This is a genomic window from Thiohalophilus thiocyanatoxydans (assembly GCF_004366735.1).
Classification (GTDB): Bacteria; Pseudomonadota; Gammaproteobacteria; order UBA6429; family Thiohalophilaceae; genus Thiohalophilus; species Thiohalophilus thiocyanatoxydans.
Map to the genome: position 1 here is coordinate 58,123 of NZ_SOQX01000007.1, position 17,077 is coordinate 75,199.

The 17,077-nt window shown below is 59.3% G+C and carries 16 protein-coding genes; 13 read left to right on the plus strand and 3 right to left on the minus strand.

Annotated features, from left to right (window positions below):
* Nucleotides 1-283: 283 nt before the first annotated feature.
* The 13 genes from aroQ (at nucleotide 284) to EDC23_RS11745 (ending at nucleotide 13,937) form a co-directional block, all read left to right on the plus strand.
* Entirely contained in the window at nucleotides 284-727 is a 444-nt protein-coding gene (aroQ, locus tag EDC23_RS11685) for a type II 3-dehydroquinate dehydratase (RefSeq protein WP_134084776.1), read from the plus strand.
* 29 nt (nucleotides 728-756) lie between these two features.
* Nucleotides 757-1,212, plus strand: a complete 456-nt coding sequence (gene accB / locus EDC23_RS11690) for an acetyl-CoA carboxylase biotin carboxyl carrier protein (protein ID WP_134084778.1) — start codon at nucleotides 757-759, stop codon at nucleotides 1,210-1,212.
* Nucleotides 1,213-1,282: 70 nt separating this feature from the next.
* Complete coding sequence (accC, locus tag EDC23_RS11695) at nucleotides 1,283-2,626, plus strand: acetyl-CoA carboxylase biotin carboxylase subunit (RefSeq protein WP_134084780.1); 1,344 nt, start codon at nucleotides 1,283-1,285, stop codon at nucleotides 2,624-2,626.
* 243 nt (nucleotides 2,627-2,869) lie between these two features.
* The gene (gene prmA, locus EDC23_RS11700; RefSeq protein WP_134084782.1) at nucleotides 2,870-3,748 is read left to right on the plus strand and encodes a 50S ribosomal protein L11 methyltransferase; all 879 of its coding nucleotides are present in this window, start codon (nucleotides 2,870-2,872) and stop codon (nucleotides 3,746-3,748) included.
* Between the two features lie 106 nt (nucleotides 3,749-3,854).
* The gene (locus EDC23_RS11705; RefSeq protein ID WP_134084972.1) at nucleotides 3,855-5,231 is read left to right on the plus strand and encodes a DUF3426 domain-containing protein; all 1,377 of its coding nucleotides are present in this window, start codon (nucleotides 3,855-3,857) and stop codon (nucleotides 5,229-5,231) included.
* Nucleotides 5,232-5,391: 160 nt separating this feature from the next.
* Nucleotides 5,392-6,378 (plus strand): tRNA dihydrouridine synthase DusB, encoded by a 987-nt coding sequence (gene dusB, locus EDC23_RS11710; RefSeq protein WP_134084784.1) that lies wholly within the window; start codon nucleotides 5,392-5,394, stop codon nucleotides 6,376-6,378.
* Complete coding sequence (gene fis, locus EDC23_RS11715; RefSeq protein ID WP_134084786.1) at nucleotides 6,375-6,671, plus strand: DNA-binding transcriptional regulator Fis; 297 nt, start codon at nucleotides 6,375-6,377, stop codon at nucleotides 6,669-6,671. The genes dusB and fis overlap by 4 nt, the downstream gene beginning before the upstream one ends.
* Before the next feature lie 252 nt (nucleotides 6,672-6,923).
* Nucleotides 6,924-8,483, plus strand: a complete 1,560-nt coding sequence (purH, locus tag EDC23_RS11720; protein ID WP_134084788.1) for a bifunctional phosphoribosylaminoimidazolecarboxamide formyltransferase/IMP cyclohydrolase — start codon at nucleotides 6,924-6,926, stop codon at nucleotides 8,481-8,483.
* 45 nt (nucleotides 8,484-8,528) lie between these two features.
* Nucleotides 8,529-9,836: a phosphoribosylamine--glycine ligase gene (gene purD / locus EDC23_RS11725; protein WP_134084790.1), complete on the plus strand. Its 1,308-nt coding sequence runs from the start codon at nucleotides 8,529-8,531 to the stop codon at nucleotides 9,834-9,836.
* Between the two features lie 144 nt (nucleotides 9,837-9,980).
* Nucleotides 9,981-10,868 carry a phosphoribulokinase gene (locus EDC23_RS11730; protein ID WP_134084792.1) on the plus strand — a complete coding sequence of 296 codons (888 nt, stop codon included), beginning with the start codon at nucleotides 9,981-9,983 and terminating at the stop codon, nucleotides 10,866-10,868.
* 281 nt (nucleotides 10,869-11,149) lie between these two features.
* Nucleotides 11,150-12,256, plus strand: coding sequence for an FIST signal transduction protein (locus EDC23_RS11735; RefSeq protein ID WP_134084794.1), 1,107 nt, complete (start codon nucleotides 11,150-11,152; stop codon nucleotides 12,254-12,256).
* A 215-nt stretch (nucleotides 12,257-12,471) separates the two neighbouring features.
* Nucleotides 12,472-13,515 carry an NADP(H)-dependent aldo-keto reductase gene (locus tag EDC23_RS11740; RefSeq protein ID WP_134084796.1) on the plus strand — a complete coding sequence of 348 codons (1,044 nt, stop codon included), beginning with the start codon at nucleotides 12,472-12,474 and terminating at the stop codon, nucleotides 13,513-13,515.
* 80 nt (nucleotides 13,516-13,595) lie between these two features.
* Nucleotides 13,596-13,937 (plus strand): histidine triad nucleotide-binding protein, encoded by a 342-nt coding sequence (locus EDC23_RS11745; protein ID WP_134084798.1) that lies wholly within the window; start codon nucleotides 13,596-13,598, stop codon nucleotides 13,935-13,937.
* A 244-nt stretch (nucleotides 13,938-14,181) separates the two neighbouring features.
* Here the strand turns inward: EDC23_RS11745 and EDC23_RS11750 are convergent, their stop codons facing one another.
* The 3 genes from EDC23_RS11750 to EDC23_RS11760 all read right to left on the minus strand — a co-directional run bounded on the left by EDC23_RS11750 (nucleotide 14,182) and on the right by EDC23_RS11760 (nucleotide 16,953).
* On the minus strand, nucleotides 14,182-15,267 hold the full coding sequence (locus EDC23_RS11750; RefSeq protein WP_134084800.1) for a cyclic nucleotide-binding domain-containing protein: 1,086 nt from the start codon (nucleotides 15,265-15,267) through the stop codon (nucleotides 14,182-14,184).
* 676 nt (nucleotides 15,268-15,943) lie between these two features.
* Nucleotides 15,944-16,528, minus strand: a complete 585-nt coding sequence (locus EDC23_RS11755) for a TIGR04211 family SH3 domain-containing protein (RefSeq protein WP_134084802.1) — start codon at nucleotides 16,526-16,528, stop codon at nucleotides 15,944-15,946.
* A gap of 86 nt (nucleotides 16,529-16,614) precedes the next feature.
* Nucleotides 16,615-16,953, minus strand: a complete 339-nt coding sequence (locus EDC23_RS11760; protein ID WP_166668858.1) for a Rieske (2Fe-2S) protein — start codon at nucleotides 16,951-16,953, stop codon at nucleotides 16,615-16,617.
* Nucleotides 16,954-17,077: the final 124 nt, after the last annotated feature.

The window sequence follows — 17,077 nt, forward strand, 5'->3', positions numbered from 1 at the left end:
GTCACTCGTCCCTCGCCCCTCCCGAGAGGCCGCAAGGCCGAGGGCAGAGCTGTGACCGGGTTCAAACCGCCCTGGTGCGAATCTTGCTAGGATTTGTTTCGAACTGGCGGGTAAAACCGGGGTTCTGGACAAACCCCTCAAGTTGAGGCAGAATTCTTCTGAAATTGGCCGAAACAACTGCGTCAAACTGGTGTCGATCTTGCCTCGATCTTCCCGGATTTGTAGCAACGACAAGTCGAGACAAACGGCCCGCAACGCAACAACGCTATATAATAGACACTCTATGGCCCAGATACTGGTACTGCACGGACCCAACCTGAACCTGCTCGGTACGCGCGAGCCGGCGCATTACGGCGCGACCACCCTGGCCGAAATCGATCAGGCGCTGGCGGGAATCGCCGCCGAAGCCGGGCATACCCTGTCCAGCCTGCAAAGCAACGCCGAACACGAGCTGGTCGCCCGGGTACAGCAGGCCGCTGCCGAGGGCGTCGCCTGGATCATTATCAATCCGGCCGCCTTTACCCACACCAGTGTGGCCCTGCGCGATGCGCTGGCGGCGGTGGCGATTCCGTTTATTGAAGTGCATCTTTCCAACATCCATGCCCGCGAGGATTTTCGCCACCACTCCTATTTTTCGGAGCTGGCGGCCGGCGTCATCAGCGGTCTGGGTGCATACGGTTATACGCTGGCGCTGCTGTCGGCGATCGAAACTCTGAAGAACAACTAACCCGATAACCCTTTCAAGGCATTACTGTTATGGACATTCGCAAAGTCAAAAAACTCATAGAACTGCTCGAGGAATCCGGTATCGCGGAGATCGAGATCAAGGAAGGCGAGGAGTCAGTGCGCATCAGCCGCAGCGGTCCCAACGCCCCGATGATGGCCGCCCCGGCGCCGCAACCGGCCCCGGCCGCCGCACCTGCCGCAGCACCTGCCCCGGCGGCCGAAGAGAGCAGCGGGGAAGCCGCGCTGCCCGAAGGCCATGTGGTCAAATCACCCATGGTGGGGACGCTTTATCGGGCGCCGTCACCGGGCGCCACCCCGTTCGTGGAAGTTGGCCAGCAGGTCAATGCCGGCGATACATTATGCATTATCGAGGCGATGAAACTGCTCAACCAGATCGAAGCCGACAAGGGCGGCACCATCAAGGCGATCCTGGTGGAAAACGGTCAGCCGGTGGAATACGACGAACCGCTGTTTGTCATCGGTTAACCGCTTGCATCGCATTATGGCGGCATTGCCAAAACCCTGCCTCCTGGGCACCAACCAGATTGTGTAAACGATGATAGAAAAAGTCCTGATTGCCAACCGTGGTGAAATTGCGCTGCGTATTCTGCGCGCCTGCCGCGAACTGGGTATCAAAACCGTGGCGGTCCATTCCGAAGCGGATCGCGATCTCAAACATGTCCGCCTGGCCGATGAATCGGTCTGTATCGGCCCGGCCTCGTCCACTGAAAGTTATCTGCACATTCCCGCCGTGATCAGCGCCGCCGAGGTCACCGATGCGGTGGCCATTCACCCCGGCTACGGATTTTTGTCGGAGAACGCCGACTTCGCCGAGCGAGTAGTGGAAAGCGGCTTCATCTTTATCGGCCCGCGTCCCGAAACCATCCGCATGATGGGTGACAAGGTGCAGGCCATCAAGGCGATGCAGAAAACCGGGGTCCCCTGCGTCCCCGGCTCCGACGGCCCGCTGGGCAGCGACGAGGAAGAGAACATCCGCATCGCCCGTCAGATCGGCTATCCGATCATCATCAAGGCGGCCGGCGGCGGCGGTGGCCGCGGCATGCGCGTGGTGCACTCGGAAGCCGCGTTATTAAACGCCATCTCCATGACCAAGGCGGAAGCCGGTTCTTCGTTCGGCAACGACATGGTCTACATGGAAAAATTTCTGGATAATCCACGGCATATCGAGTTCCAGGTGCTGGCCGACGAACACGGCCATGCCATTCATCTGGGCGAACGGGATTGCTCCATGCAGCGCCGCCATCAGAAGGTGATCGAGGAGGCCCCCGCCCCGGGCATCACCGAGAAAATGCGCAAGAAGATCGGCGAGCGCTGCGCCGAGGCCTGTCGCGAGATCGGTTATCGCGGTGCCGGGACCTTTGAGTTTCTGTATCAGGACGGCGAATTCTATTTCATCGAAATGAACACCCGGGTCCAGGTGGAACATCCGGTGACCGAAATGATCACCAGCGTGGACATCGTCCGCGAACAGCTGCTGATCGCCTCCGGCGAGAAACTCACTTACAACCAGAAAGACATCGAAATCCGCGGCCACGCCATCGAATGCCGCATTAATGCCGAGGATCCGGAGAAGTTCGTCCCCTCGGCGGGGACCATTACCTCCTATCATGCGCCGGGCGGGCCGGGCATCCGGGTCGACACCCATATCTACAACGGCTACCGGGTCCCGCCCTATTACGATTCGATGATCGGCAAACTGATCGCCCACGGCAATACCCGCGACATCGCCCTGGCGCGGATGCGCAACGCGCTGAACGAGATCGTGGTGGAAGGCATCAAAACCAACACCCAGCTGCACCAGGAACTGCTGCGCGACGCCGCCTTCCGGGCCGGTGGGACCAACATTCACTATCTTGAAAAACTGTTGAGTGAACGGTAGTTCACTCAACAGTTTTTCAGTGCCGAGGGACGAGTTACGAGGAAAAGCGTTTACCACCAAGACACGAAGACACCAAGAACAACCGAATGAAAAATTGGTAAAATTAAGTGCGTTAGTTTTACGATGTTTTTCCGGTTGGGAATGGGTAGATACCAAATCAAATAACTTCGTGCCTTGGTGTCTTGGTGGTTTATCAAGGCAGTTCCTCGTCACTCGTCCCTCGTAACTCGGCCCTTTTATTTTATGTCCTGGTTACAACTCATCATTCCCGCCTCGGCCAAACAGGTCGAACGTCTCAGTGACGCACTCGAGTCGGTCGGGGCGGCCTCGGTGACGCTGCAGGATGCCGCGGATCAACCGCTGCTGGAACCGGCGCCGGGGAGCATGCCGATCTGGTCCGAAACCCGGGTGATCGGCCTGTTTCCGGCGGACCAGGATCCGGGGCTTCTCATCGAACGGATCAATCCGCTGCTGGCCGAACCGGTCGCTGAGTGGAAGGCCGAACCCCTGGAAGATCAGAACTGGGTGCGCAGCTGGATGGATCACTTCCAGCCGATGCAGTTCGGCCGGCGTCTGTGGATCGTCCCCGGCGGGTACACCCCGCCCGATCCCCAGGCGGTCAACATTCTGCTCGATCCCGGCCTGGCGTTTGGCACCGGCACCCACCCCACCACCCGACTCTGTCTGGAGTGGCTCGACGCGCATCCCCCGACGGATCAGGATGTTATCGACTACGGCTGCGGCTCGGGCATCCTCGCCATCGCCGCCCGCAAGCTCGGTGCCCGCCACCTGTGGGGCGTGGACAACGATCCCCAGGCGCTGCTGGCCACGGCCGAGAACCTGCGCAAGAACGGCATCGAGGCGGGCGTCAGCCTGCACCTGCCCGGGGCCCTGCCGCCGGAGACCACTGTCCCCCTGCTGCTGGCCAATATCCTGGCCGGCCCCCTGATCAGCCTGGCACCACAACTGGCCTCCCACGTCCAGCCCGGCGGCAGTATCGTTCTGGCCGGAATCCTGGACACCCAGATGGACGACGTCATCGCCGCCTACCAGCCCTTTTTCGAGATGCAGCTCTATCGCCAGATTGAGGAATGGGTTTGCCTCGCAGGAACTAAAAGCTAGGGAACGGACCAGAGACTGCCAACTGCCATCTGCCAACTCCAAACACCGGCCATGCTATGATCCCGGCCATGATGTTTGATGCACTCCCAGAGAATTGGGCACCCGTATGCTAACCTGCTGTCCTGCCTGTCGAACCTGTTTTCGGATCACCGAGGCCCAGCTGGCCATGGCCCAGGGCAAGGTGCGTTGTGGCAAGTGCAAGACCGTGTTCAACGCCAGGCAGCATTTGCAATCCCCGTCGGGCCCGCCGCCATCGCCGGTTGCCGATCCCGCGCCGTCGGCCAAAACCCCGGACAAAACGGCCCCGCCTGCGGACGATACCGATCGTATTGATCCCGCCACCCCTGACTCGGAACCGGTCTCTGAAACGCAAGCCCCAACCGGATCTGACGCCGCCGCTGAACCCGCACAGGAATCCGAACCGGACGCCGAATCCGGGCCGAAACGGGAGGCGCAACCCGACCAGAGCGAACCGGCCGCAGCGCACGAGCCGGAACCGGAACCGAGCGATCCGCAAAGTTCGTCGGCACCGGACAACGATGTCACTGCGGAGGTGTTCTCTCAACAAGCCCTGGATGACATCCTGGCCGAAATGGACCAGCAGCTCGCCTCGGGGGGGATCGACTCGTCGGGCCCCGAGCTGTCCGACCCGCTGGCCATCCCGGACAAGCCGGCGTCCCCAACGGAGACGCCCCGGGATGAGCTGGACGAAGCACTCGACACGCTGTTTGACGACCGGCACAGCAATAACCCCGTCGAGGAGCCCCTTCCCGGGATCGATAGCGACGATGACGCGCCCCCTGAAGCAATACGTGATACCGCTGACCGGGAGAGCGACGAAACCGATGTGCCGGATGAGCCGCAAAGCGAGGCCCCCGGCCCACAACGCGATGCGGTCGATGCCGCGGATGAAGCGCCGGATGCCTCCACGACATCGGCCGACGTTGATGAGGCGGTCCCCCTGCGCCTGCGTGACTCCCTGGCGATACAACCGCCCAAACGGCGCAGCTGGCTGGAGACGTTCGGCGGCGGCCTGCTGATTCTGCTATTGCTTGTCGTGCTGGCCGGCCAATTGCTTTTGTTTCGCCCGCTGGATGTTTACCGGCTGTTGCCCCAGAGCAAACCCTATCTCGAACAACTCTGTCAGCAACTGCCCTGCCGGTTCGAGACATACCGGGACCCGGAGCAGATACGTCTACTCAACCGGGACGTGCGCACCCACCCCGAGCAAGCGGATGCCCTGTTGATCACCGCCGCCCTGGTCAATAAAGCCGATTACCAACAGGCCTATCCCGATCTGCGCGTCACCCTGTTCGATCTGTCCGGTAACCGATCGGCCCAGCGTCGCTTTACCCCGACCGATTACCTGGGCGAGCGCTACTCCCCGTTTATGCTGATGGAACCGGGCACCCCGCTGCATATCACGCTCGAGGTCGTCGACCCGGGAAGCGAGGCGGTCAATTTCGAATTCGACGTTCAGTAATGTAAAAAATCAACGCCGCCGAAAAGCCCGGTGCGGTAGATCAGGATGCAACAAATGGCAAGGGTTCACGCCCGGTTTTCGCGCTTTATCCTGTCTGCCCGAACGGGTATGATAATTCGCCTCGTGCAACGGTGCGCGAGGTCAGCCAGACGATATCAACATGCAAATCGGCCCCTACCAGCTTAATAATCCACTGATCCTCGCGCCCATGGCGGGCGTGACCGATCTGCCGTTTCGCCAGTTGTGTAAACAACTGGGAGCGGGCATGGCGGTCTCGGAGATGGTCTCCTCCAACTCCCTGTTGTGGGGCAGCGAGAAGACCCGGCGACGCGCCAGCCATGAGGGCGAGATCGAGCCCCGTTCGGTACAGATCGCCGGCGCCGATCCGCAAATGATGGCCGACGCCGCGCGTCACAACGCCGACCAGGGTGCCCAGATCATCGACATCAATATGGGTTGCCCGGCCAAGAAGGTGTGTAACGTCATGGCCGGCTCGGCCCTGCTGCAGGATGAGGCACTGGTCGAGCGCATTGTCAAAGCGGTGGTCGATGCGGTGGATGTCCCCGTGACCCTGAAGATCCGCACCGGCTGGGACAGCGAGCACAAAAATGCCCCGTTGATCGCCCGGATCGCCGAAAACGCCGGCATCCAGGCACTGGCCATTCACGGCCGCACCCGGGCCGATCAATACAACGGCGAGGCCGAGTACGACACCATTGCCGAGGTCAAATCGCGAATTGGTATCCCGGTCATCGCCAACGGTGACATCAGCACCCCGCAAAAAGCGGAATTCGTGCTGCGCCATACCGGCGCCGACGCGGTGATGATCGGCCGCGCGGCCCAGGGGCGTCCCTGGATCTTCGGCGAAATCGATCACTATTTACAAACCGGCGAATTGCTGCCGGAACCGTCCGCGGAGACCATCCGCGACATCCTGGTCGGCCATTTGAAAAACCTGTATGCCTTTTACGGGGAAGATACCGGCGTGCGTGTGGCCCGCAAACATATCAGCTGGTACAGCAAGGGACAGTCTCATGGTGCCGCCTTTCGCCAGGCTGTCAACCGCGTCGACAACGTAGAACAACAACTGGATATGATTTTTGAATTTTTTGAACGCTTGATAAATAGGGAGGAACTTGCCGCATGAATGAAGCAGTGCTAATGGAAAACGCTGTGCTGACCAATAACGACGACATAACCGACTCGGCCCAGAAACCGCTGCGAAACTGTGTTGAGGATGCCATGGAAAACTATTTCCACCAATTGGAAGGCCATCCGACCAACGATCTGTATAAAATGGTGCTCGCCGAACTGGAAGAGCCGCTGTTCCGCGCCGTGCTCAAACATACGGGCGGCAATCAGAGCAAAGCCTCCGAGATGCTGGGCATCAACCGGGGTACCCTGCGCAAGAAACTCAAGCAGTACGGATTACACGAATAAGCAGCAACAACGGCTGAGCGTTCATTGATCAACCAACCGGGCAGGAGAACCACCGAAAACATCGAATTCACTGAAATAATGTGCAGCTCGCCCAGCTGATCACTTTATCGATGTTTTCAGTGGCTCGGTGGTCAAACACATGGCCCGATAACAACGTGTCATGTTAAACACTCTGCCAGGTCTTTAAACATGCAAACACAATCCCGGCCACGGCAATCCCGTGGCCGAATTGTTGGTGGGAAACACACAACCATGAATAAAATCCAGCGCGCGCTGATCAGCGTCTCCGACAAAACCGGCGTTGCCGAGTTTGCCAAACAGCTGCACGAGCAGTTCGGTGTCGAGATCCTTTCGACCGGCGGCACGGCAAAATTGCTGAGTGAGGCCGGTATCCCGGTCACCGAAGTCTCCGACTACACCGGCTTTCCGGAGATGATGGACGGGCGGGTCAAGACCCTGCATCCGAAGATCCACGGCGGACTGCTGGGCCGCCGCGGCCTGGATGACGCGGTCATGCAGGAGCATGCCATCCCGCCCATCGACATGGTGGTGGTGAACCTCTATCCATTTCGCGAAGCCGTCGCCAAACCCGACTGCGATCTGCCCACCGCGATCGAAAACATCGACATCGGCGGCCCCACCATGTTGCGCGCCGCAGCCAAGAACCATGCCGGCGTCGCCGTGCTGGTCAACAGCAGTGATTATCCGCGCGTGCTGGATGAGATGGCCGACAACGACGGCGCGCTGAGCGACGCCACCCGCTTTGATCTAGCGGTCAGGACTTTCGAGCACACCGCCGGGTACGACGGGGCGATTGCCAACTATCTGGGTGCCATCGACAGTGAAGGCCAGCATGGCGGTCTGCCGCGCACCTTCAACAGCCAGTACCACAAGGTGCAGGCCATGCGTTACGGCGAGAACCCGCATCAGGCGGCGGCCTTCTATGTGGAAGCCGATCAGCATGAGGCCTCGGTCGCCACCGCCCGCCAGCTGCAGGGCAAGGCGTTGTCCTACAACAACATCGCCGACACCGATGCCGCGCTCGAATGCGTCAAACAGTTCGACACCCCCGCCTGTGTGATCGTCAAACACGCCAATCCCTGCGGGGTTGCCCAGGCCGAGAACCTGCTGCTGGCCTATGACCGCGCCTACGCCACCGATCCCGAATCGGCCTTCGGCGGCATCATCGCCTTCAACCAGGAACTGGACGCCGAAACCGCCAAAGCAATCGTCGAGCGCCAGTTTGTTGAGGTGATCATCGCGCCATCGGTCAACAACGAGGCTGTCGAGGTGGTCGCGGCCAAGAAAAACGTACGCCTGCTGGCCTGCGGTGAATTCAGCAACGGCCGGCCGCGGCTCGACTTCAAACGGGTCAACGGCGGTCTGCTGGTGCAGGATGCCGATCTGGCTTTATACAATGAGCTCAAGGTGGTGACAAAGCGCCAGCCCTCGGAGCAGGAGATGGGCGATCTGCTGTTCAGCTGGCAGGTGGCCAAGTTCGTCAAATCCAACGCCATCGTCTATGCCCGCGAACTGATGACCGTCGGGGTCGGCGCCGGACAGATGAGCCGGGTCAACTCGGCCCGCATCGCCGCCATCAAGGCCGAACAGGCGGGACTGGAAGTACCCGGCTCGGTGATGGCCTCCGACGCCTTCTTCCCCTTCCGCGACGGGCTGGACCAGGCCGCCGAAGCCGGCATCCGGGCCGTGATTCAGCCCGGCGGCTCGATGCGCGACGAGGAAGTGATTGCCGCCGCCGACGAACACGACATCGCCATGGTCTTCACCGGCATGCGCCATTTCCGCCATTGAGCGGACTGGCCGCAACACACGATTAGCCACGCAACGGGAGCAGCCATGAAAATTCTGGTCATCGGCGGCGGCGGCCGGGAACACGCCCTGGCCTGGAAAGCCGCCCAGTCCGAACGGGTCGAAACTGTCTATGTCGCGCCCGGCAACGCGGGCACCGCCCGGGAACCCGGCCTGCAAAACGTGGCCATTGGCGCCGAGGACATTCGGGCCCTGCTCGACTTTGCCCGCGCCGAGACGATCGATCTGACCCTGGTGGGGCCCGAGGCCCCGCTGGTGGCCGGCGTGGTGGATGAATTTACCGCCGCCGGTCTGCGCTGTTTCGGCCCCACTCGCGCCGCCGCGCAACTGGAAGGCTCCAAGGCCTTCAGCAAGGACTTTCTGGCGCGCCATCACATCCCCACTGCCGCCTATGACAACTTCACCGATGTGGACGAGGCCATCGCCTATGTGCGCCAGCAGGGCGCGCCCATCGTGATCAAGGCCGATGGCCTGGCCGCCGGCAAGGGCGTGATTCTGGCCCAGACCGAGGACGAGGCGATCGCCGCAATACGCGACATGCTGGCCGGTAACGCCTTCGGCGACGCCGGCCATCGGGTGGTCATCGAGGAGTTTCTGCAGGGCGAGGAGGCGAGTTTCATCGTCATGGCCGACGGCTTGCACGCTCTGCCGATGGCCAGCTCACAGGACCACAAGGCCCGTGATGATGGCGATCGCGGCCCCAACACCGGCGGCATGGGGGCCTACTCACCCGCGCCGGTGGTCACCCCCGAGATTCACGACCGGGTCATGCGCGAGGTGATCGAACCCACCATCCGGGGGATGGCCGCCGAAGGCCATCCCTATACCGGCTTTCTTTATGCGGGGCTGATGATCGGTCCCGACGGCGCGCCCAGGGTACTGGAGTTCAACTGCCGTTTCGGCGATCCCGAAACCCAGCCGATCCTGATGCGCCTGCGTTCGGATCTGGTCGAGCTGTGCGATGCAGCCCTGGACCGGCGACTGGACACCATCCACATCGACTGGGATCCGCGCGCCGCGGTCGGCGTGGTCCTGGCGGCGGGCGGCTACCCGGACCGCTATCGCAAGGGCGACGTCATCCAGGGCCTCCCGGAAGACACCCCCGAGAGCAAGGTATTCCATGCCGGCACCGCCGAACAGGACGGGCAGATCGTCACCAGCGGCGGACGCGTGTTGTGTGCCGTGGGCCTGGGCGAGACGGTCACCACCGCCCAGCAGCGGGCCTATGCCGTGACCCGGCAGATCCGGTGGGACGGCGTCTATTACCGCTCCGACATCGGATATCGCGCCATCGCCCGCGAACAGGCGGGTAACTGGCACGAACCCCGGCAATAGCCGCCCATCATCAATAATTTCAGGCATGGCGAGACTTCCGCCACGCATTCTATTAGAATAGGCGGCTCGCTCGCGGCCCGGCCGCCGCTGGACACCGAATTCCAAAACAAGATTTAAAACACGTTTGACCAAAGGGAGATCCCCATGTCTGCAAAACATCCCATTATCGCGGTCACCGGTTCCTCAGGGGCCGGGACCACCACGGTAAAGAACGCCTTTGAACATATCTTCTTCCGCGAGCAGATCAATCCGCTGGTGATCGAGGGCGACAGCTACCATCGCTATGACCGCGCTGCCATGAAAGAGGCCATTGCCGATTTCGCCAAACAGGGCAAACAGCTCAGCCATTTCGGCCCGGAAGCCAACCACTTCGATCTGCTGGAAGAAACCTTCAAGAACTATGGCAATAGCGGCACCTGCAAACGCCGTTATTATCTGCACAGCGATGAAGAAGCCGCCGAGCATAACGGCCGTCTCGGTACCGATCTCACCCCCGGACAGTTCACTCCCTGGGAAGAGATCAAGGACAAGACCGACCTGCTGTTTTACGAAGGTCTGCACGGTGGTGTCGCGGACGGCGATGTTGATGTCTCCAAACATGTCGACCTGCTGGTCGGTGTGGTACCGATTGTGAACCTGGAATGGATCCAGAAAATCCACCGCGACAACGAACAGCGCGGCTATTCCGCCGAAGCCATTGTCGATACCATCCTGCGGCGCATGGAAGACTACGTGAATTACATCACCCCGCAGTTCTCCCGCACCCATGTCAATTTTCAGCGGGTACCGACGGTCGATACGTCCAATCCCTTTATCGCCCGGGATATCCCGACACCCGACGAAAGTTTCATTGTCATCCGTTTCAGCGATCCCACCGGCATTGATTTCCCCTATCTGCTGAACATGATCCCCGACTCCTTCATGTCACGGCGCAACACCCTCGTGGTGCCGGGTGGCAAGATGGGGTTCGCCATGGAACTGATCCTCAACCCGCTGATTCATGAGATGATCGAGAAAAAGAAAAACGCCTGAGCGCAAGCCCGTGACAGGTAATCCAAAAAACCGGGCCTCTGCCCGGTTTTTTTATGCCAGGCAGACAACGGACACCATCACCGGTGTGGAACAATCGAGGCACACCACCCGAGCAGTGCATAACCGAGCCGCTTCAAGCTGCGTCCCGATCTTCCGGGTCAGTTTATTCATCCCCTTTCAAACCACGGCTCACCGGGATGGATTTTAGCGCTTCATATCGATAACAGGCCCGGTTACGTGCTAGCATGATTGGCCCTGACAGCATGCATATGGTCTGAACTATGACACAATTTAAACTGGGGCATGCCGCTGATAACGACTGGCAGCAGGCCGCCGAACAGGTAATCGAACAGCTCGGCTCCTGCGACGGGTGTAATCTCGCCTTTCTCTATGTCACCGATGATTTCAACAATGAGCTGAGCAAACTCCTGCGCCTGCTCAAAGAGCGGACCGCCATTCCCCACTGGGTCGGCACCGTCGGCAGCGGGATCTGCTGTACCAACACCGAATACTATGATCGTCCGGCACTGGCGGTACTGGCCTGCCAGTTCCCCGAAGAGAGTTTCAGCGTCTTCGATCTGTCCCGGGAAGAACAAAACACAATCACCCGGACCGATGACTACGACTTCTCATTGCGCCCTGCCGTGGTACACGGTGATCCGCGTAACGGCCACCTCCCGCAACTGATTGATGAACTGCCCGAGAAGCTGGGTAATGGCTATTTAATCGGCGGTCTGACCTCCTCCGAACAGCACTACTTTCAGGTTGCCGACGATCTTACCGAAGGTTCCCTCTCGGGCGTCGTGTTCAAGGACATCCCCATGGTCACCGGCCTGAGTCAGGGCTGCACCCCGATCACCGAACCCCGAAAGCTGACCAGCTGCGATCACCATATGGCCATCACCATCGACAACCGCCCCGCCCTGGACGTCTTCAAGGAAGACATCGGGGAGGTTCTGGCACGGGACATTGATCGTGCCGCCGGCTACATCTTCGCCGCCTTTCCCGTGCGCGGTAGCGACACCGGCGATTACCTGGTACGCAACGTGATCGGTTTTGATCCCGAAAACAATCTGCTGGCCATCGGAGAACACATGAGTCCGGATACGCCGATCATGTTCTGTCGCCGCGACGGCAAATCCGCCGTCGAGGACATGCAACGCATGCTGGCCGACGTCAAAAAACGCCTCGGCGACGCCAAACCCAAAGGCGGCCTCTATATGACCTGCCTGGGCCGCGGCCGACACCTTTTCGGTGAGAACTCTGAAGAAATGAAAATGATCAGCGAAGCGCTCGGCGACATCCCGCTGGTCGGCTTCTACGCCAACGGCGAAATCGCCGGCCAGCGCCTCTACGGCTACACCGGCGTTTTAACTTTATTTTTATAATTTTATCAACGCAAAGAACGCAAAGCCGCAAAGGACGCAGAGTTAAAATTTTTTTCATAATAAACTAAAAATGTGAGCAAACAACCGGATCGCTTGCGTTGATTGTTGCCGACTTATCCGGAAAAAGTAATAATTATTTATATTTTCCTTTGCGTCCTTTGCGGCTTTGCGTCCTTTGCGTTATTTTTTATCTCTCTAACAAACAGGTCCATAGCATGGAATATCGCAAGCTGGGTAATACCGATATCGACGTCAGTGTCATCTGCCTGGGCACGATGACCTGGGGCGAGCAGAACACGCCTGCCGAGGCGTTCGAGCAGATCGAGTACGCGCTGGAGCAGGGGGTGAACTTTATCGACACCGCCGAGTTGTATTCGATTCCGCCGCAGGCGAAGACCTACGGGCGCACCGAGGAGATCATCGGCGAATGGTTGCAGAAAAGCGGCCGGCGTAACGAGATCGTCCTGGCCAGTAAGATCGCCGGGCCCGGCGAGAGCTGGATCCCGCACATTCGCGGCGGCAAGACCCGCTATAACCGCGAGTATATCCGCCAGGCGGTGGACGCCAGTCTCCAGCGGCTGCGGACCGATTACCTGGATCTCTATCAGTTGCACTGGCCCGAGCGTCAGACCAACTTCTTTGGTCAGCTCGGCTATCAGCACCAGTTCGATGAAGACTTTACGCCGTTACTGGAAACCCTCGAGGCCCTGGAAGAGCAGCGCCAGGCGGGCAAGATTCGCCATGTGGGTCTGTCCAATGAAACCCCCTGGGGTGTCATGCGCTTCCTGCAACTGGCCGAAGCGCATGATCTGCCGCGCCTCGTTTCGGTCCAGAACCCCTACAGCCTGCTGAACCGAAGTTATGAGGTGGGCCTGGCGGAAATTTCCTGTCGCGAACAGTGCGGCCTGCTGGCCTATTCACCGCTGGGCTTCGGGGTGCTCTCAGGAAAATACCTCGGCGGCGAGAAGCCGGCCGGCGCGCGTCTGACCCGCTATCCGGATTACACCCGCTACAGCAATCCGCAGGCGATCGCCGCCACCGAACAATACGTGGCACTGGCCCGCAAGCACAATCTGGATCCGGCACAAATGGCCCTCGCTTATATTAACAGCCGACCGTTTCTGACCAGCAATATTGTCGGCGCCACAAGCATGGCCCAGCTGCAAAGCAATATCGCCAGTATCGATCTGCAACTGTCCGATGAAGTGCTCGCCGGAATCGAGGCGATCCACCAGCAACACCCCAATCCGAGTCCCTGATCCAGGGGCTAGGTACTTAGTACTTAGTACTTAGTACTTAGTACTAAGTACCAAGAGACTGGTTGATAAGGGAGATATGTATGGCATGCCTGTTTTGTCAAATCGTCGAAGGGACCCAACCGGCCGACATTGTTTACACCGATGAAGACGTTATCGGCTTTCGCGACATCAATCCCCAGGCCCCGCAGCATGTGCTGTTCATCCCGCGGCGTCATGTCAGTACTATTAATGATTTCGGCAGCGAAGACGCCGCCCTGATCGGCAGATTGACACTGGCCGCACAGGACTATGCCCGGCAACAGGGCTTTGACGAAGAGGGTTACCGGGTGGTGATGAACTGCAACCACCTGGCCGGACAGACCGTCTACCACGTCCACCTGCACCTGCTCGCCGGCCGCCCCCTGCACTGGCCGCCGGGCTAAAACAGGTATCAGGTGCTAGAGACTAGACTGTAGATACAGTTCCCGCTTCATAGCCTGTTTATGTGTAAAAAACGCAGAGTTCGCGGAGGCGCAGAGGCGCGGAGAAAAAATATTTGGAAATTACCTCTTTCAGATGTAATACAATTAAAAACGCCTTATGTCTTAATTATGTATTACTCTGCGTCTCTGCGCCTCCGCGAACTCCGCGTTAATTCCCAGAGGAAACAAACAAAGGGGTGTGGCTCTAGCCACGTTGAAGGTCCTGGGGCATGACCTGGATGCCGCCGTTGAGGACACTGGCTTTGTAGCCGTTTTGCACCAGCAGGAAGGCGGCGGCGGCACTGCGCTTGCCGGTGGTGCAATAGCAGATGTATTCGGCCGCCTTGTCGAGTTCATCCAGGCGCATGCGCAGTTCGTGCAGAGGGATGTTGTCCGCGCCCGGCATATGATTGTGATGGAATTCGCGTGCATGACGCACGTCCAGCCAGCGCGCCCCGCCGGCGACCCGAACCCGCGCCTCATCGGGCGGGATACGGGCCAGTAGCGGCTCCCTTAGCAAGGCGTCAAACTCCTCCTTGGACAGACGCATCACCTGTCCATCGGAAGTCATAGTCACCGACGCGTTACGCTTGCCGCCGGACAGCAGCGCCTCTTCACCAAAACTGTTTCCCGCCTCCAGGCTCGCCAACCTGATGCTGCGGGTAACCTGCGCCTTGCCTTCTGTCAGGACATAGTAATAATCGCCCGGCTCACCCTGCTCGATGATGACCTCTCCGGCCCTGACCTCCACAGGCTGCATTTTCTCCAGTAACTGCTTGATGTTCGCCGGCGGCATCGCTTCAAAGGCCATAATATGCCGCACCTTGCGAATCCAGCTGCGGTCGGGTTCGCCGCTGTCCGCCGACTGCGGCCTTGCCGAAGAGGGACTTTCCTGTTCCGAATTTGTGACCGTGTTTTCCGAGACCGCCATCTGATCCCACATCATCATATAATCGAGTATGCTGTTATCGATTCGGATCACTCGCGCCCGTGTCAGGGCGGTCGCAGTGGCCCGGCGCGGCTGGCCGTCCGCCAGCGGGAAGCGGGCGGCATCATCGTGCGCCGAAATCACCCGATTCATATCCCCATCTGATGATACAAGCTGGATATCGCCCTCCAGAAGATACACAGTCTGGTTGTCAATATCGCCCTCACGAAAAAGACTGACACCGATTCCCGGTGAATCGAGTGTGATCAGCGTGATCAGTTCCTCCAGGCGCTCCGTGGAAAGAGAAGCGATAGGCTCATATGTTTTGAATTGCTCAATACTTAAAGCCGACTTGTCGTTCATCCGCGACACCCATCAAGATTGTTATAATCATCCTGAACAGCCGGCATCCAGCCCGAACTGTTCCCCTGAATCAGTCATAATAAACAACCGGGTGGGTATTGTTATAAAGTCATCTGCACAAGGTATGTTAACCCCATCACACAACAGCAGTGCAGAACAGCGCTCGCCTGACAGTGACAGCGCGTTTGCCCATTCACCATAAAAGCCTGTCGCACCTGAGTGTACAGTTCTGCCCGTACATGTCCTGCCAGCGACTGCAGTTTCCCTTTCTCTGCCTGTCACCCGGACGAATGGCCTGATTGATTGCCGTCCGGGGACGCTAACGTGCCAGGCCGGTTCCATCCGCATACTTGAGGGCATGCTCAATAATCTGTTAGTGGCGGGAGATGGGAAATCACGGCAAAGATCGCAAAACAAGAAACAAGCAGCCGTCCGGACAGGCGTTCCAAATAGCACGACAGCTATACGGTACGGGGGTGGCGCGCCCTTTCAGGGTCGTCGGCTGGAGGACGGGCCCGGGGAAAGCCCCGAGAGCGACGCACGACGCCATACATGGCGTCGGTAGACCCTGTCGGGAAAGACGTAACCGTCGGCCTGCACGGATGTATTACGGCGTGCCGGGGGAAGGGCACGGCCGCCCCGGTAAAAGGGTGAGCGGGGCAATCGGAACGCCTGTTTAAAGGCGCAGCCCGCCCAGACGCCGGGTGGTCTGTCGCCGCTGCCAGAGGACGCCGCCGGCAAATGCCGCCACCGCCGACACCACCAGACCTGTCAACCAGAGAAGCCCGTAGCTGCCCTGCTGCTTTTGTCCAAAGGCATCGCGCGCCAGGCGCAGCTGGAGCTTGGCACGTTCCGCCTTGACCTGATCCAGCTGGTTGTTGAGGCGCTCGTTCGCCTCCTCCAGTGCGGTTTGATTCTGACGCAGTGCTTCGAGCTCCTCGAGATTCTCGGCCCGCTTCGTCTCAAGCCGTTCAAGCTGAACCATTGCCGGCGGTTCCTCGGCGGTGTAAATTTCCTTGATCCAGCCGGTGAGATCCTTGTCAGTCCGGATCTGCAAATAGCCATTCCGGCTATCCAGTACCTCCAGTTGCATACCGGTGGTAACCACCCCCACCGGTGTTGAACGGCTGTCCGGTTCCGGACGCACCCCGACCCGCAGTTGATCGCTGATATAAATCGTATCGGCGTCCTCATCCGCATGGAGTGCGCCGTTTAACGGGCCGACCAGGCAAATCAGGAAAATGAGGGGTCTATAATACATGGCGGGAACAGTGTAATAAATTTCTTCCGTTTATGCAGCATCAGGGGGCCCCTGTCCGGACCGGATGCGAGTGACAAGGCCCGCTTTCAGGCACAGGAGACATAGATCTGCCGCTGTCGAACTGAGACCGGCAAAGACTTCAGAGATTGCCCCTGACAGGGCCCCCATACGCAATAGCCGTCCCCGGGGCGAAACCGGGCGCCATGCAGGGTGCACTGTATCAGCTCATGCGAATAGTCGAGAAACTGATCCGGCAGCCAGTTGAGCGGCGCGCCGGTGTGCGGACAACTGTTGACATAGGCGTATATCCGCCCTTCCATCTTGACAAGGAAAATCGTCGGCTCCATATCCTCGCATGGCAATGTCACCTCCAGGCTTCCCGGATCAGTGAGCTCATCGACATGACAAACCCTGAACTCTTTCACACGCGCCACCTGTCTGCATATGCCTCTGAGCCCCTGAAAATCAGGGAAAACACTTGCATCGTCAACACAAAATCGTCAAAAATAGCCTTATGTCAGCTTTAAATTTCGTTAGAGTGTGCTATTT

Excerpts from the sequence above, each read along its gene's own strand:
- accC (WP_134084780.1), top strand. The coding sequence starts at position 1,283 with ATGATAGAAAAAGTCCTGATTGCCAACCGTGGTGAAATTGCGCTGCGT.
- EDC23_RS11705 (WP_134084972.1), top strand. The coding sequence starts at position 3,855 with ATGCTAACCTGCTGTCCTGCCTGTCGAACCTGTTTTCGGATCACCGAG.
- EDC23_RS11750 (WP_134084800.1), bottom strand. The coding sequence starts at position 15,267 with ATGAACGACAAGTCGGCTTTAAGTATTGAGCAATTCAAAACATATGAG.
- purH (WP_134084788.1), top strand. The coding sequence starts at position 6,924 with ATGAATAAAATCCAGCGCGCGCTGATCAGCGTCTCCGACAAAACCGGC.
- purD (WP_134084790.1), top strand. The coding sequence starts at position 8,529 with ATGAAAATTCTGGTCATCGGCGGCGGCGGCCGGGAACACGCCCTGGCC.
- fis (WP_134084786.1), top strand. The coding sequence starts at position 6,375 with ATGAATGAAGCAGTGCTAATGGAAAACGCTGTGCTGACCAATAACGAC.
- EDC23_RS11755 (WP_134084802.1), bottom strand. The coding sequence starts at position 16,528 with ATGTATTATAGACCCCTCATTTTCCTGATTTGCCTGGTCGGCCCGTTA.
- EDC23_RS11730 (WP_134084792.1), top strand. The coding sequence starts at position 9,981 with ATGTCTGCAAAACATCCCATTATCGCGGTCACCGGTTCCTCAGGGGCC.
- EDC23_RS11745 (WP_134084798.1), top strand. The coding sequence starts at position 13,596 with ATGGCATGCCTGTTTTGTCAAATCGTCGAAGGGACCCAACCGGCCGAC.
- EDC23_RS11740 (WP_134084796.1), top strand. The coding sequence starts at position 12,472 with ATGGAATATCGCAAGCTGGGTAATACCGATATCGACGTCAGTGTCATC.
- accB (WP_134084778.1), top strand. The coding sequence starts at position 757 with ATGGACATTCGCAAAGTCAAAAAACTCATAGAACTGCTCGAGGAATCC.
- prmA (WP_134084782.1), top strand. The coding sequence starts at position 2,870 with ATGTCCTGGTTACAACTCATCATTCCCGCCTCGGCCAAACAGGTCGAA.
- aroQ (WP_134084776.1), top strand. The coding sequence starts at position 284 with ATGGCCCAGATACTGGTACTGCACGGACCCAACCTGAACCTGCTCGGT.
- dusB (WP_134084784.1), top strand. The coding sequence starts at position 5,392 with ATGCAAATCGGCCCCTACCAGCTTAATAATCCACTGATCCTCGCGCCC.
- EDC23_RS11735 (WP_134084794.1), top strand. The coding sequence starts at position 11,150 with ATGACACAATTTAAACTGGGGCATGCCGCTGATAACGACTGGCAGCAG.